This is a genomic window from Stenotrophomonas sp. YJH_SMC_21 (genome assembly GCF_059369555.1).
Window position 1 is genome coordinate 108,901 of the sequence record NZ_JCAFSU010000012.1, and the last position, 14,283, is coordinate 123,183.

At 68.1% G+C, this 14,283-nt stretch carries 12 protein-coding genes and 1 rRNA gene; 6 read left to right on the forward strand and 7 right to left on the reverse strand.

Annotated features, from left to right (window positions below; all coding sequences use genetic code 11):
• Positions 1 to 149 precede the first annotated feature (149 nt).
• Complete coding sequence (glyS, locus tag AC5P67_RS15325) at positions 150 to 2,225, reverse strand: glycine--tRNA ligase subunit beta (RefSeq protein ID WP_049460645.1); 2,076 nt, start codon at positions 2,223 to 2,225, stop codon at positions 150 to 152.
• Positions 2,226 to 2,312: 87 nt separating this feature from the next.
• Entirely contained in the window at positions 2,313 to 3,224 is a 912-nt protein-coding gene (glyQ, locus tag AC5P67_RS15330) for a glycine--tRNA ligase subunit alpha (protein WP_005414927.1), read from the reverse strand.
• Positions 3,225 to 3,307: 83 nt separating this feature from the next.
• On the opposite strand from glyQ, the gene AC5P67_RS15335 reads away from it, so the two are divergent.
• From AC5P67_RS15335 to AC5P67_RS15345, 3 genes are read left to right on the forward strand one after another with little or no spacing between them, the layout of a single operon-like run.
• The gene (locus AC5P67_RS15335) at positions 3,308 to 5,143 is read left to right on the forward strand and encodes a GspE/PulE family protein (protein ID WP_099473913.1); all 1,836 of its coding nucleotides are present in this window, start codon (positions 3,308 to 3,310) and stop codon (positions 5,141 to 5,143) included.
• Positions 5,115 to 5,861 (forward strand): glutamine amidotransferase, encoded by a 747-nt coding sequence (locus AC5P67_RS15340; RefSeq protein ID WP_062605304.1) that lies wholly within the window; start codon positions 5,115 to 5,117, stop codon positions 5,859 to 5,861. Before AC5P67_RS15335 ends, AC5P67_RS15340 begins: the two co-directional genes overlap by 29 nt.
• A gap of 50 nt (positions 5,862 to 5,911) precedes the next feature.
• The gene (locus tag AC5P67_RS15345) at positions 5,912 to 6,823 is read left to right on the forward strand and encodes a BPSS1780 family membrane protein (protein ID WP_005411674.1); all 912 of its coding nucleotides are present in this window, start codon (positions 5,912 to 5,914) and stop codon (positions 6,821 to 6,823) included.
• A 108-nt stretch (positions 6,824 to 6,931) separates the two neighbouring features.
• On the opposite strand, the gene tatC is transcribed toward AC5P67_RS15345, so the two are convergent.
• The 4 genes from tatC to AC5P67_RS15365 all read right to left on the reverse strand — a co-directional run bounded on the left by tatC (position 6,932) and on the right by AC5P67_RS15365 (position 9,351).
• Positions 6,932 to 7,681, reverse strand: coding sequence for a twin-arginine translocase subunit TatC (gene tatC / locus AC5P67_RS15350; protein WP_005411675.1), 750 nt, complete (start codon positions 7,679 to 7,681; stop codon positions 6,932 to 6,934).
• Entirely contained in the window at positions 7,678 to 8,139 is a 462-nt protein-coding gene (tatB, locus tag AC5P67_RS15355) for a Sec-independent protein translocase protein TatB (RefSeq protein ID WP_111193561.1), read from the reverse strand. Before tatB ends, tatC begins: the two co-directional genes overlap by 4 nt.
• A 15-nt stretch (positions 8,140 to 8,154) precedes the next feature.
• On the reverse strand, positions 8,155 to 8,382 hold the full coding sequence (gene tatA / locus AC5P67_RS15360; protein ID WP_005420453.1) for a Sec-independent protein translocase subunit TatA: 228 nt from the start codon (positions 8,380 to 8,382) through the stop codon (positions 8,155 to 8,157).
• Positions 8,383 to 8,457: 75 nt separating this feature from the next.
• On the reverse strand, positions 8,458 to 9,351 hold the full coding sequence (locus tag AC5P67_RS15365) for a lipid-binding SYLF domain-containing protein (protein ID WP_099490699.1): 894 nt from the start codon (positions 9,349 to 9,351) through the stop codon (positions 8,458 to 8,460).
• Positions 9,352 to 9,515: 164 nt separating this feature from the next.
• Here AC5P67_RS15365 and hemH point away from each other — a divergent pair, with 164 nt between their 5' ends.
• The 3 genes from hemH to AC5P67_RS15380 all read left to right on the forward strand — a co-directional run bounded on the left by hemH (position 9,516) and on the right by AC5P67_RS15380 (position 13,725).
• A complete protein-coding gene (gene hemH, locus AC5P67_RS15370) occupies positions 9,516 to 10,478 on the forward strand; it encodes a ferrochelatase (protein WP_241889475.1) in 963 nt (320 codons plus the stop codon).
• On the forward strand, positions 10,475 to 11,329 hold the full coding sequence (locus tag AC5P67_RS15375) for an alpha/beta fold hydrolase (protein ID WP_241889474.1): 855 nt from the start codon (positions 10,475 to 10,477) through the stop codon (positions 11,327 to 11,329). The genes hemH and AC5P67_RS15375 overlap by 4 nt, the downstream gene beginning before the upstream one ends.
• Before the next feature lie 290 nt (positions 11,330 to 11,619).
• Positions 11,620 to 13,725 carry a methyl-accepting chemotaxis protein gene (locus AC5P67_RS15380; protein ID WP_241889473.1) on the forward strand — a complete coding sequence of 702 codons (2,106 nt, stop codon included), beginning with the start codon at positions 11,620 to 11,622 and terminating at the stop codon, positions 13,723 to 13,725.
• A gap of 480 nt (positions 13,726 to 14,205) precedes the next feature.
• Here AC5P67_RS15380 and rrf read toward each other — a convergent pair.
• Positions 14,206 to 14,283: ribosomal RNA gene (gene rrf / locus AC5P67_RS15385) — 5S ribosomal RNA — on the reverse strand; the annotation flags it as partial.

The window sequence follows — 14,283 nt, forward strand, 5'->3', positions numbered from 1 at the left end:
ATGCCGGCATCCTGCGCGATGCCGGCAATGATCCCGATGGACATCCACCGACGGCGATCCGGTAGTGCCGGCCGCTGGCCGGCAATCCACAGGTCGATGCGATGCGCGGTGGCAATGCCGGCCAGCAGCCGGCACTACCGATACGGGCATCAGCTCGACAGATGCTCGATCGCTGCCACCTTGCCCAGGCGCTCGCCCAGCATCGTCAGCAGCGCCAGGCGGTTGCCACGCAGCGCCGGATCTTCCGCATTGACCATCACGCCATCGAAGAACGCGTCGACCTGCGGGCGCAGGCGGGCCAGGCGCGCCAGCACCGCCACGTAATCCTTCTGATGCAGGCTGGCGCCGGTGTCGTCGATGGCCGCAGTGACCGCTTCAGCCAGCGCGCGCTCGGCGTCTTCCTGCAGCAGCGCCGGGTCGATCTGGGCCGGAATGTCGCCTTCAGCCTTGCGGAGGATGTTGCGGATGCGCTTGTTGGCCGCAGCCAGCGCCTCGGCTTCCGGCAGCGCGGCGAAGGTGCCGATCGCGTCCAGGCGGCGGTCGAAGTCATACAGCGAGACAGGCTTCAGTTCGGCCACCGCATTGAAGTGCGTGGCTGGCACGTTCTTGTCGCCGTAGTAACCCTTCAGGCGGTCGAGGATGAAGTCGTACAGCTCGCCGACGTCGGCCTGCACGTTGCGTGCGGCCAGGCCGGCGTTGGCGCTGGCCAGCAGTGCGCGCAGGTCCAGCTCGAAGCCGCTTTCGATGATCGTGCGGGCCAGGCCCAGCGCATTGCGGCGCAGCGCGAACGGGTCCTTGTTGCCGGTCGGCTTCAGGCCTGCGGCGAAGCCGCCGGCCAGGGTGTCCACGCGTTCGGCAATGGCCAGTACCTTGCCCAGCGGCGACAGCGCGATGTCATCACCACCGAAACGTGGCTGGTAGGCCTCGTCGATGGCCAGCGCCACCTCGGCCGATTCGCCACCGGCCACGGCGTAGTGGCGGCCGGCGATGCCCTGCAGCTCCGGGAACTCGTTGACCATGCGCGACTGCAGGTCGTTCTTGGCCAGTTCGGCAGCCCGCCTGGCCTGCGCGGCATCGGCACCGACCTGGGGTGCGATCACTTCGGCCAATGCAGCCACGCGCGCCACCTTGTCGGCCACGCTGCCCAGCTTGGCCTGGTAGGTCACCGTCTTCAGCCCCTCACCCATCGACACCAGGCCCTGCTTCAGGTCCTCGTCGAAGAAGAACTTGGCATCGGCGAAACGCGGACGGATCACCCGCTCGTAGCCCTTGGCCACTTCGGCCACGTTCTTCGATTCGATGTTGGCGATGCCGATGAACTTCTCGGTCAGCGTGCCTGCGGCATCCAGCACCGGGAAGAACTTCTGGTTGATCTCCATCGTCTCGATCAGCGCTTCCTGCGGCACCGCCAGGAACGCGGGCTCGAAGCTGCACAGCACCGCCGACGGCCATTCGACCAGGTTCACCACCTGCTCCAGGTTGTCGTCGGTGATGCGGGCGCTGCCACCGGCCTTGGCCGCAGCGGCCTCGACCTCGGCGACGATGCGCGCGCGGCGCTCGCTCGGGTCAACCAGCACGAACGCGGCGCGCAGCGCTTCAACGTAGTCCTGCGGCTGCGCCAGCGATACCGCCTGGTCATGGTGGAAGCGATGGCCACGGCTGACGCGGCCGGCCTGCAGGCCGAACAGTTCGGCCTCGACCACGTGGGCGCCGTGCAGCAGCACCAGCCAGTGCGCCGGGCGCGCGAAGCCCCAGGCGTGGTCGCCCCAGCGCATCGGCTTGGGAATCGGCATCGCCGCGATCGCCTCGCGCAGGATCTCCGGCAGCAGGCTGGCGGTGCTCGCGCCCGGGGTCACCGCGCGGTGCACGAAGCGCTCGCCCTTGTTGTCGGTGGTCTTCTCCAGCGCGGTCCAGTCGATCCCGGCCTTGGCGGCGAAGCCCTGCAACGCCTTGGTCGGCTGGCCTTCGGCGTCCAGCGCAATGTTCAGGTACGGGCCCAGCACTTCGCTGTGCTGCTCCGGCTGTTCCAGGCCGACGCCCGGCAGCAGCACGGCCAGTCGGCGCGGGGTCGACAGCGGGCGCGCATCGCCCAGCTCCAGCGCGACGCCGCGCTTGCGCAGGCCTTCGACGACACCGTCGAAGAATGCCTGGGCCAGGCCCGGCAGCGCCTTGACCGGCAGCTCCTCGGTGCCCAGTTCGATCAGCAGGGGGGACAGTTGGCTCATCGGTTCGATCCTGTGGTGGGGGCGCAGCGCGCAACGCGTCCGGCGCCCCGGGTAGTTGATGAAAAGCGGGTCGGTGCGGGAGGGCCGTCAGGCCTTCTTCGCGCCCGGGAAGCCCAGCTTCTCGCGCTGTTCGTAGTACGCCTTGGCCACCGCCTGGGCCAGCGCGCGCACGCGCAGGATGTAGCGCTGGCGCTCGGTCACGCTGATCGCACGGCGCGCATCCAGCAGGTTGAAGGTGTGGCTGGCCTTCATCACCTGCTCGTAGGCCGGCAGCGGCAGGTTCACTTCCACCAGCTTCTGCGCCTCACGCTCGCAGGCGTCGAAACGGTGGAACATTTCTTCCACGTCGGCGTATTCGAAGTTGTAGGTGCTCTGCTCCACCTCGTTCTGGTGGTAGACGTCACCGTAGGTCACCGGCTGGCCGTCCGGGCCGTAGGTCCAGACCAGGTCGTAGACGTTGTCGCAGTTCTGCAGGTACATGCACAGGCGCTCGAGACCGTAGGTGATCTCGCCCAGCACCGGGCGGCATTCCAGGCCACCGGCCTGCTGGAAGTAGGTGAACTGGGTCACTTCCATGCCGTTGAGCCAGACTTCCCAGCCCAGGCCCCACGCGCCCAGCGTCGGCGATTCCCAGTTGTCCTCGACGAAGCGCAGGTCGTGCACCAGCGGATCGATGCCCAGTGCCTTCAGCGAATCCAGGTACAGCTGCTGGATATTGTCCGGCGCCGGCTTCATCGCCACCTGGTACTGGTAGTAGCGCTGCAGGCGGTTCGGGTTCTCACCGTAACGGCCATCGGTCGGGCGCCGCGACGGCTGCACGTAGGCCGCATTCCAGCCTTCCGGACCGATCGCACGCAGGAAGGTGGCCGGGTGGAAGGTACCGGCGCCCACCTCCAGGTCGAGCGGCTGGATGAGCACGCAGCCCTGCTGGGCCCAGAACTGGTTCAGGGTCTGGATCAGGCCCTGGAAGGTGATCGGAACGGTCGGGGTCGCGGACATGCGTACGAGTCTTGGCCGGCAAGGGGGTGCGCTAGTATAACGGCCGACCTGCGGGGCATTCCGTACCCGGGAGGAGCAGGCAGATGGAACATCGGCTGCCGGCAGGCACGCCCGGCGAGGCGGACGGCGTCCCGCTGCCCTGGGGACGGCTGCATTTCGAGCAGATTGCCGCGGCCCTGACCGCCGATGGCCTGGTGGCCGAGCAGGACCGCGAGCGCATGCGGTTTTCCGCACAGGGCGCGCGCAACGCCAGTGAAGTGCATCCGCTGGTACTGCTGTCCAACCTCAAGCTGGCCGCCACCGGCGGCGGCGAACTGACCCTGGAACGCCTGACCGAGTGGCTGGCGCAGCGCACCGGCAGCCGTTACCTGCGCATCGACCCGACCCGGGTGGACGTCGCTGCGGTGACCGCGCTGGTGTCGCATGCCTACGCCCGCCGCCATCGCTTCCTGCCACTGGCGGTGGATGCCGAGCGCGTGCTGGTAGCCACCAGCGAGCCGCTGGTGCAGGAATGGCGTCGTGACCTGCAGCACCTGACCCGCCGCCGCATCGAGCTGGCGGTGGTCAACCCGCTGGACCTGCACCGCTACACCATGGAGTTCTACGGGGTGACCCGCTCGGTGCGCGGCGCCCGTGGCGATGTGCGCGGCGAGGCCAGCACCACCCTGCCCAGCTTCGAGCAGCTGGTCGAGCTGGGCCGTACCGGCGACGTCAACGCCGACGACCAGCACATCGTGCACATCGTCGACTGGCTGCTGCAGTACGCCTACGAACAGCGCGCTTCGGACATCCACCTGGAGCCACGCCGCGAGATGGGGCGCATGCGCTTCCGCATCGACGGCGTGCTGCACAAGGTGTTCGAAGTGCCGCCGGCGGTGATGACCGCGGTGGTCAGCCGTATCAAGGTGCTGGGCCGCATGGACCTGGCCGAGCGCCGGCGCCCGCAGGATGGCCGCATCAAGACCCGCTCGCCGGGTGGCCGCGAGGTCGAAATGCGCCTGTCGACCATGCCCACCGCCTTCGGCGAGAAGTGCGTGATGCGCATCTTCGACCCGGATGCGGCCTTCAAGAGCATCGACCAGCTCGGTTTCAGTCCGCAGGAAGCCGCCGGCTGGAATGCGCTGGTCGAGCGCCCGCACGGCATCGTGCTGGTCACCGGCCCGACCGGCTCGGGCAAGACCACCACCCTGTATTCCACGCTGAAGCGGCTGGCCACGCCGGACGTGAACGTGTGCACGGTGGAGGACCCGATCGAGATGATCGCGCCCGAATTCAACCAGATGCAGGTGCAGGCCAACATCGACCTGGACTTCGCCAGCGGCGTGCGCACCCTGCTGCGACAGGACCCGGACATCATCATGATCGGCGAGATCCGCGATCTGGAAACCGCGCAGATGGCGGTACAGGCCTCGCTGACCGGCCACTTGGTGCTGTCCACCCTGCATACCAACGATGCGCCGTCGGCGGTCACCCGCCTGCTCGACCTGGGCGTGCCGCATTACCTGCTGGCCAGCACCCTCAACGGCATCCTCGCCCAGCGCCTGGTGCGCACGCTGTGCCCGCACTGCAAGCAGCCGCACAGCCTCGGCGCCGCCGATTGGGCGGTGCTGGCTGATAGCCATGGTGCATATCCAGATGCCGCCACGCCCTGTCGGCCGGTCGGCTGCCTGGAGTGCCGGCGCACCGGATTCCTCGGCCGTATCGGCCTGTATGAGTTGCTGCCATTGGGCTCGCGGCTGCGCGGGCAGATCCGCGCCGACATGGATCTGGCCGGCTTCACCCGTGCTGCACGGGCTGAAGGGCTGCGAACCCTGCGCCAGGCCGGGCTTGAAAAGGTGGCGCAGGGGCTGACTACAATCGAGGAAGTCCTGTCAGTCCTGCCGCCCCCGGATGAACCCAGCTCCGTTCCTGATCCTTGAAACCGGCCGCCCGGTGCCGTCGCTGCGCCGCTACGGGCGCTTCCCGCACTGGATCCGCGTCGCCGCCGGACTGGACGAGCACGAGACGGTGGTAATTGATGTCGAGCACGGTGACGCCCTGCCTGATCCGCACGCCTTCGCCGGCGTGCTGGTGACCGGCTCGGCGGCGTTCGTCACCGACCACGCCGACTGGAGCGAGCGCAGTGCCGCGTGGCTGCGCCAGACCGCGCACGAGGACCTGCCGGTGTTCGGCATCTGCTACGGCCATCAGCTGCTGGCGCACGCGCTGGGGGGCGAGGTGGCCTACAACCCGGCCGGCCGCGAGTCCGGCACGATCGAGCTGGAACTGCAGCCGCAGGCCGCGCAGGACCCGCTGTTCCAGGGCCTGCCGCAGCATTTCGCCGCGCACGCCACCCATCTGCAGACCGTGCTGCGCGCGCCCGACGGGGCCGAGGTGCTGGCCCGCTCGCCGCTGGACGGCTGCCATGCCTTCCGCTGGGGGCGCCAGGCCTGGGGCGTGCAGTTCCATCCGGAGTTCGCCACCCACCACATGCGTGGCTACGTGCGTGCCCGCGCCGACTGCATCGGTCGCCATGGCGGCTGCGCCCGCAGCATCGAGCGCGCGGTCAGTGCCGCGCCGCTGGCCCGCCAGCTGTTGCGGCGCTTCGTCCGCCAGGCACGGCTGTCTTCAGCCCAGCCGGCGGCAAAACAGGGATAATCGGCGGCACGGGCAGCCGCCCGGCCCCCTCCTGTCCTTCCCGGATGTCCATGAAAGAGATTCGCAAGCTGCCGGCTTCGGCGGGCGCCCAGTGGTTGCTGGATACGTTCTCCCTGTACCGGCGTGCGCCGCTGCAGCTGGCCCGGATCGGCCTGACCTGGCTGCTGGTGAGCTGGGTGGTCACCCTGTTGTCGACGCTGATTCCGGGCGCCGCCGGCATGGCGGTGCAGCTGATGACGCTGGCCATCTCGCCGATCATGTTCGGCGGCATGCTGTATGCCGTGGGCGAGATCGACGAAGGCCGCCCGGGCCTGGCTTCGCACCTGCTGCAGCCGATCCGCGACCACCGCGTCAGCCATCTGCTGGTGCCGCTGGCCATCCAGGTGCTGGCGGTGCTGCTACTGGGCGCGCTGCTGTTCCTGATGATCGGCCGCGAGGGCTTCACCGCCTTCAGCGAGGTCATGACCAAGATGGAAGAGATCAGCCGCAGTGGCCAGCAGATCAAGCCGGATGACGCGGCCGCGCTGGTCGCCAACCTGCCGGCCAAGCGCATCGCGCTGTGGATGCTGCTGGTGTTCCTGAGTGCGGTCGCGCTATCGCTGGCGATGTTCACCCAGCCGGCACTGGTGGTGTTCGACAAGCAGAGCGGCATGCACGCGCTGCGCCTGAGCCTGCAGGGCTGCATCGAGAACATCGGCGCGATGATCGTGTTCGCCGCACTCGGCCTGATCGCCGCGTTCTGCATGTACATCCTGTTCGTGATCGTGATCCAGATCGCGATGCTGATCGGCGGCCCGCTGGCCGCCGCCTTCATCGCCCAGCTGGTGCTGACCACGGTGCTGATGCCGCTGTATGTCGGCGCGGTCTACGCCGCGTGGAAACAGATGTTCGTGCACCGCGGCAGCCGCGCGGCGCCGCCGATCCCGACCACGCCGACCTCCAGCGACGTGTTCCACGCCTGACCAGAACGCAGGTAGATCCACGCCATGCGTGGATCGAAAAGGGGACGGAGGGGATTAAGTCGTTAAAGGCAAAAACGACTTAATCCCCTCCGTCCCCTTTTTTGTCTTTCAGGCGGCGGGCTTCTTCACTACCGACGACGGCACCAGCCAGCGTGCGGCGTGGATGCCCAGCTCGTACAGCAGGCACATCGGAATCGCCAGCATCAGCTGCGACACCACGTCCGGCGGGGTCAGCACCGCCGCCAGCACGAAGATGCCGACGATCGCGTAGCCGCGGCCTTCCTTGAACTGCTGCGGCGTCACCCAGCCCAGCAACACCAGGATCACCATCGCCACCGGCAGTTCGAAACTGCCACCAAAGGCGAAGAAGATCGCCAGCACGAAGTCCAGATAGGCATTCGCATCCGGTGTGATTGCGATCACGTCCGGGCTGAAGGTGGTGAGGAAGTGGAACACCGCCGGCAGCACCAGGAAATACGCAAAGGCGCAACCGGTGTAGAACAGCAGCACCGATGACACCAGCAGCGGCACCGCCAGGCGCTTCTCGCGTGCATACAGACCGGGCGCGACGAACGCCCACAGCTGGTACAGCAGCCACGGTACCGCCACGAACAACGCGACGAAGAAGGTCAGCTTCAGCGGTGCGAAGAAGGCACCGGCCGGGTTGGTGGCGATCATCGTCTGCCCGTTCGGCAGCTGCGAGACCAGCGGTTCGGCCAGCGCGTTGTAGAGCTTCTGGGTGAACGGCAGCAGCGCCAGCAGCACCACGCCCAGGCCCAGCAATGCGCGCACCAGCCGGCCGCGCAGTTCCACCAGGTGTTCTACCAGCGAGCTCTCGCCGAAGTCCTGTTCACTCATGGCTGGCGCTCCGTGCTCTGCGCCGGCGGCGGCGTACCAGTTTCAGCGGGCGCGGCCGAAACCGGCTCGGCGGCACCACCGTCCTGCGCTGGTTCAACGGCATCGGGCGCGGCGCTCATGTGCGGCGGCAGATCCGCGGGCGCCGGTGCACGGACTTGCTGCACCAGGTCATCGCCCTGCTGCTGCGCCTGCTGGGCTTCGCGACGGATCGCTTCACCGCTGGCGCGCAGCTGGTTCTCGGTGTCCTGCATGCCCTGGCGCACGTCCTGCATCTGCCGCTTGATGTCCTCGGCCTGCAGTTCGCGCTCCAGTTCCTGTTTCACCGAATCCCATTGATTGCGGGCGCGACGCACCCACAGGCCGGCGAAGCGGGCCGCCTTGGGCAGGCGCTCGGGACCGAGCACCACCAGGGCGACCACTGCAATCACCAGCAGTTCGCTGAAGCCGATATCGAACACCGCAACCGCTCCGGATCAGCGAGCGTTACGGTCGTGCTCGTCCTGCGCGGTGCGCGACGCGTCCTGGCTGCGCGACTCATCGCCCAGCTGCGCGTTCGGCTTGTCCTCGTCGCGCATGCCCTTCTTGAATTCCTTGACCGCCGAACCGAGGTCCTTGGCGCCGCTGGTCAGGCGCTTGGTGCCGAACACCAGCAGGACGATGGCCAGCACGACCAACCAATGCCAGATGCTGAAACTGCCCATAAAGACGCTCGTTACGTTAGTGATCAGGCTGTCGAGCATAGCGCACCGGCTGTCAGCCGGCGCGCGTGACGAAAGTCAGTTTCCGCCCAGCGTTTCCGTACGGATCTCGCCGTCATTCACCGGCTGGAAGCCCTGCTGCGGCGGCGGCGGGGTCTGCGGCACGTTCTGCAGCGGCGCGGTGGTGGCCTCAGCCGGCGCAGCCGGTGCTGCCTGAACAGGCGCCGGGGCAGCGGCCGGGGCGGCAGCCGGGCGCGGCGCGCTGCCGCCGTTGCCGCTGCGGTTGTTGCGCGCCGCGTAGGTGGCCTCTTCCAGGCGATCGCGGAAGGCGACCACATCCATCGACGGCGAACCGGCGGCGCGGCCTTCGAAGATCATCCGCGGCGTGGTGTTGCTGCCGTAGGCGTCCAGATTGGCAGCATCGTCGATCTGCAGCACCGCGCCATCCAGCGCGACGCCGGCAAACAGGCCGCGGGCGCGCGACCAGGACCAGATCTCGGCCTTCAGCTGGCCGTCGGTGGCCGCGGCGGCGTTGCGGCCCACCGGACCGGCGGCGACGCCAGCGTCGGCACCCAGCGTGAACTTGCCGTTGACCAGGTTGTCCAGGCTGCGGTCGTTGCGGAACACCAGCACCACATCGGAGGACTGCACGCCGGCCTGGAAGCCGATGCTGCCGCCGGTGAGCTTCACGAACACCGGGTTGGACCAGGCGCCGTTGGGCATGCGCACCGACATCAGGCCGTGGCCACGACGACCGCCAATGACCAGACCGGCCTTGATCGTGTCGGGAATGACGATGACCGCGCGGCCTTCGTCCAGCAATTTATCCGGAATGCCCTGTTCAGGGATTTCCTGGATTTCAGCCAGCACGCGCACGGCATTGCGCGCACGCTGGTCTTCCTGCGGCCCGGCCATGGCCTGGCTGGACAGCAGGCTGGCAGCGATCAGCAGGGCTTGGATCGGGCGACGCATGGCAGGCTCCAGAAGTCAGTCCATAGGAAGATATAGCAAGTGACTGAAATTAGTAGCGTTGTCATGAATCCCCAATGAGCGTTCCCTGCTCACATTGATGCGCGCTATGCCTGCAATCCGAACCCTGCATCCCGGCACGACACCGGATCGGCGACAATACCGCCATGCTCGACGCACCCGATACCGCCGTGCTGGCGGTCAACCTAGGCACGCCCGAGACGCCGACGGCCCCCGCCGTACGCCGTTACCTGGCTGAATTCCTGTCCGACCGCCGCGTGGTCGCGATCCCGCCACTGCTGTGGCAGCCGCTGCTGCGCGGACTGATCCTGCCCCTGCGCAGCAGTCGTTCGGCGGCCAAGTACGCCCAGGTCTGGTTGCCCGACGGCTCACCGCTGATGGTGCATACACGCCATCTGGCCCAGGCCATGCAGGCCCTGTTGCCGACCCTGACAGTGCGCCATGCGATGCGTTACGGCGAACCGGCGCTGGCCAGCGAGCTCGACCGCCTGGCAGCCGACGGTGCGCGCCGCATCGTGGTGCTGCCGCTGTATCCGCAGTACTCCACCACCACCACAGCCTCGGTCGAAGACCGCGTCGATGCCTGGCAGCGCCGCAATCCTGGCGTGACCGTGAGCCTGGTGCGCGACTACTCGGTCGATCCGGGCTGGGTCGAGGCCGTGGCCGGCTCGATCCGCCGCTACTGGGAACAGCACGGTCGCGGCCAGACGCTGATGTTCTCCTTCCATGGCATCCCGCAGCGCCTGGCCGATGCCGGCGATCCGTATCCGCAGCGCTGCGAGGCCAGCGCACAGGCCATTGCCAAGGCGCTGGAACTGGGCAGGGACGAGTGGCAGATGGGTTACCAGTCGCGTTTCGGCCGCGAGCGCTGGCTGCAGCCGTATGCCGAGCCCAGCCTGTGGGCGCTGGCCGAATCCGGCGTGAAGCAGATCGACGTGGTGTGCCCCGGCTTCGCCACCGACTGCCTGGAGACGCTGGAAGAAGTCGCGCTGGGGTTCACCGAAACACTGGCCGAGCGCGGCGCGACGATGCGCTACATCCCCTGCCTCAACGCCGAACCGGAGCACGCACGCGCGCTTGCGCGGCTGGCCGTGGCCTCGCTGGCATGAGTCTGCAACCGTTTGAACTGGAGGTCGGTGGCGCGCGCGTCGCCGGCCTGCGCAACCACGGCGATGGCCCGCGCGTGCTGGCGCTGCACGGCTGGCTCGACAACGCGGCCAGCTTCGTGCCGCTGGCGCCGCACCTGTCGTCGCTGCAGCTGGTTGCCATCGACCTGCCCGGTCATGGCCACAGCGCGCATCTGCCGGCCGGTGCCAGCTACACCACGGCCGCCGCGATCTGCCACGTGCTCGACGTCGCCGATGCACTGGGCTGGGACCGCTTCAACCTGCTCGGCCATTCGATGGGCGCCGGCATCGCCAGCCTCACCGCCTCGGTCAGTGACCGCGTCGAGCGCCTGGTGGCGATCGAAGCGCTCGGCGGCCTGCGCGGCCCCGAGGAAGAAACCGCCAACCGCCTGCGCGAGCATGTGAATGCCACGCGCGCACTGGCACGCAAGCAGCTGCGCGTGTTCCCCGACCTGGCCGCGCCGATCCGCGCACGGATGATGACCAACCAGCTCAGCGAGTACTGCGCACGGCTGCTGGTCGAGCGCGGCGTGGAACCGGTCGAGGGTGGCTACCGCTGGTGCAGCGATCCGCGCCTGATGCTGCCCACCGCGATCCGCCTCAGCGAGGGCCAGATCGACAACCTGCTGCAGGCCATCGCCTGCCCGACGCAGGTGATCTATGCCACGCCGGCGCAGTCCTACTATCCCGAGCCGATGCGCAGCGATCGCCTGCAGCACCTGCGCGATGGGCGATTGGCGGTGTTTCCCGGCAACCATCACCTGCACATGGAAGATCCGGAACAGATCGCAGGCGTGATCCTGCGCTTCTTCAGCAACGACAACGCGGGCTGAGCAAAGGTATCCGCGCGCTTCACTCTGCGCGTCTGCGGCCGATACATCAGTTGCGGGCCCCTGCGTCCGCAGCACGCAGGTCCGGTCGGGCCTGCGGCGTGTGTCTGGTTCTGCAAGGAAGTCCGCATGCCTGCTCCATTGCACCGTCACCCACAGGATGTGGCCGCGGTGTCCCGTCTCCGCGTCGCTGATCGCGTCGCATTCCCCGAATTCCCGGCTCGCGCCCTGGTCACGCACTCCTGCGTGCGCCGCGGCGTGGCCGTTGTCGTCTGCTGATCCAGGAGTCGCCGATGTCCGTTGCATCCTCCCGCCCCCCCGATACCGCCCGCCTGCCGCACCTGCAGCAGCTCGCGCACCGCGCTGACCGCCGCCTGCTGATCGGCAGCGCGGTACTGGCCTTGGCTGGCCTGGCGCTGGCCCTGCGCGGCCCGCAGGTGCAGGCCGCCGCGTTGGCGGCCGTCGCCGTGCTGCCAGCCGCGTGGTTGGGCGGGGCCCAGGCGGGCCGGGCCGTCGCCCGCAACGGTCTGGCGTTGCTGTTGTCGCTGCAGCTGGCCGTGTTGTGCGCGATCATCAGCCTGTCACCGGCATTGCCGATGGCCCTGCTGCTGGGCGTGCTGCTGGGCCACCGCGATCGCCTTCCGGTGTGGCTGGCCGGTGGCGTCGGTACCCTCGCCCTGCTGGCACCGCTACAGGGCGGTGCCGCGCTGTGGCCGACGCTGCTGCAGGCCGGCATGCTCGCGGGCCTGACCCTGTTCCTCGGCCAGGTCGCACTGCGCCTTCGGCAGCAGACCGAGGCCCTTGGCCACGGCCCGCGTCGGCTTGCCGCGCTCGCACGCGATATCGCCACCGGTGCCGATCTTGGCGCGCATGCCGATACCGGCGCCTATGCGCCGGGTTCACTGGCCCACGCCCTGGCCGACACTGCACGCCACGTGCAGGCCCAGCGTGGGCGCGAAGCCGCGTCACATGCCGAGAACGCGCAGATCCGCCAGGCCCTCGATGCCTCGCGCACCGCGATGATGATCGCCGACAACGACCATGTGATCCGCTACGTGAACCGCTCGGTGGTGGCACTGCTGCGCAACCAGCAGGCGACGTTGCGACAGGCCTTCCCCGATTTCGACGCCGAGCGCCTGGTCGGCAGCAGCATCCATCGTTTCCACGCCAACCCGGACCGCATCCGCGCGATCCTCAACGGCCTGCAGGTAGCCCACAACGGCAAGGTGCAGATCGGCCCGGTGCACTTCGCGCAGGTGGTCACACCGGTGTTCGACGCGCAGGGCGTGCGCCTGGGCTTCGCCGTGGAATGGCATGACCGCACCCATGAGCTCGCGCTGGAGAATGCCGTGGCCGGCATCGTCGCAGCGGCAGCGGCCGGTGACCTCGACCAGCGCCTGCAGGCCACTGAAGGCGCCAGCTTCCTCGATGGCCTGACCGGTGGCATCAACCAGCTGCTCGATACGCTCGGCAGCACCGTCGACGAGGTACGGCAGATGCTCTCGGCACTGGCCAACGGCGATCTGGATCGACGCATGCACGGCGAGTATCACGGCGCCTTCGCTGCCATCCAGCGCGATGCCAATGCCACGGCCGGGCAGTTGGCACGCATGGTCGGCCGCATCCAGGAATGCGCGGCGTCGATCAGTACCGCCGCCAGCGAGATTGCCGCCGGCAACGGCGCGTTGTCCGAGCGCAGCGAGCGCCAGGCGGCGCACCTGCAGGAGACCGCAGCATCGATGGAGGAACTGACCGCCACCGTGCGCCAGAACGCCGCCCATGCGCGTGAGGCCAGTGCGTTGGCCGCCTCCACGCAGAACGCTGCCAGTGACGGCAACACGGCCATGCAGCGGGTGGTGGATACCATGCAGGCCATCGAAGGTGCCTCGAAGCGGATCGGCGACATCACCGGCGTCATCGACGGCATTGCCTTCCAGACCAATATCCTGGCGTTGAACGCAGCGGTGGAGGCGGCGCGCGCCGGCGAGCAGGGCCGGGGCTTTGCCGTGGTGGCCAGCGAGGTGCGCGTGCTGGCACAGCGTTCAGCGGCGGCCGCACAGGAGATCAAGAAGCTGATCGACGAAGCAGGCCGGCAGGTGGGTGAAGGTGCCCAGCTGGTGGCCGACGCCGGCCAGCGCATGCAGGGCATTGTCGGCGGCGTGGAGGATGTCAGCCACCTGATGCGTGAGATTTCTGCAGCGTCGCAGGAGCAGTCGATCGGTATCGAGCAGATCAACCAGACCGTGGTGCAGATGGATCAGGCCACGCAGCAGAACGCGGCGCTGGTGGAAGAAGCCACCGCTGCCGCACGCGAGCTGCAGTCGCAGGCGGGCACGTTGACCGAAGCAGTCTCGGTATTCCGCCAGCAGGAACCGCTCGAGGTCTCGCGGGTCGCCTGATCCGGGCCTTCCATTCGAGTTTGATCAGGACGGCGCCCGCAGGGCGCCGTCTTTTTATGCGTGACCTGCCCCTGGTAGTGCCGGCCGCTGGCCGGCAACCGATTGCTGTGTGGGCCTGCTGTTGGTAGCGGCCAACCTTGGTTGGCACCGCTGCTCCTCGCAGGGGGTATCCACGCATGGCGTGGATCTACCGAGCGACGTAATGCCATCGGGTTGCCGGCCAGCGGCCGGTACTACCCGGTGTTTACCGCGCACAAAGTTGCCGGCCGCTGGCCGGCAAAGGACCGCTGTGTGCGCCTGCTGTTGGTAGCGGCCAACCTTGGTTGGCGCCGCTGTTCCTCGCAGAGGGCATCCACGCATGGCGTGGATCTACCGGGTGATGTAATGCCATCGGGTTGCCGGCCAGCGGGCGGCACTACCCGCATTTACTGCGCACAAAGAAAAACCCCGCTGCGTGAGCAGCGGGGTTTTGGGTGTAAACCCTGGCGATGACCTACTCTCGCATGGCTTGAGCCACACTACCATCGGCGCAGCTGCGTTTCACTTCCGAGTTCGGGA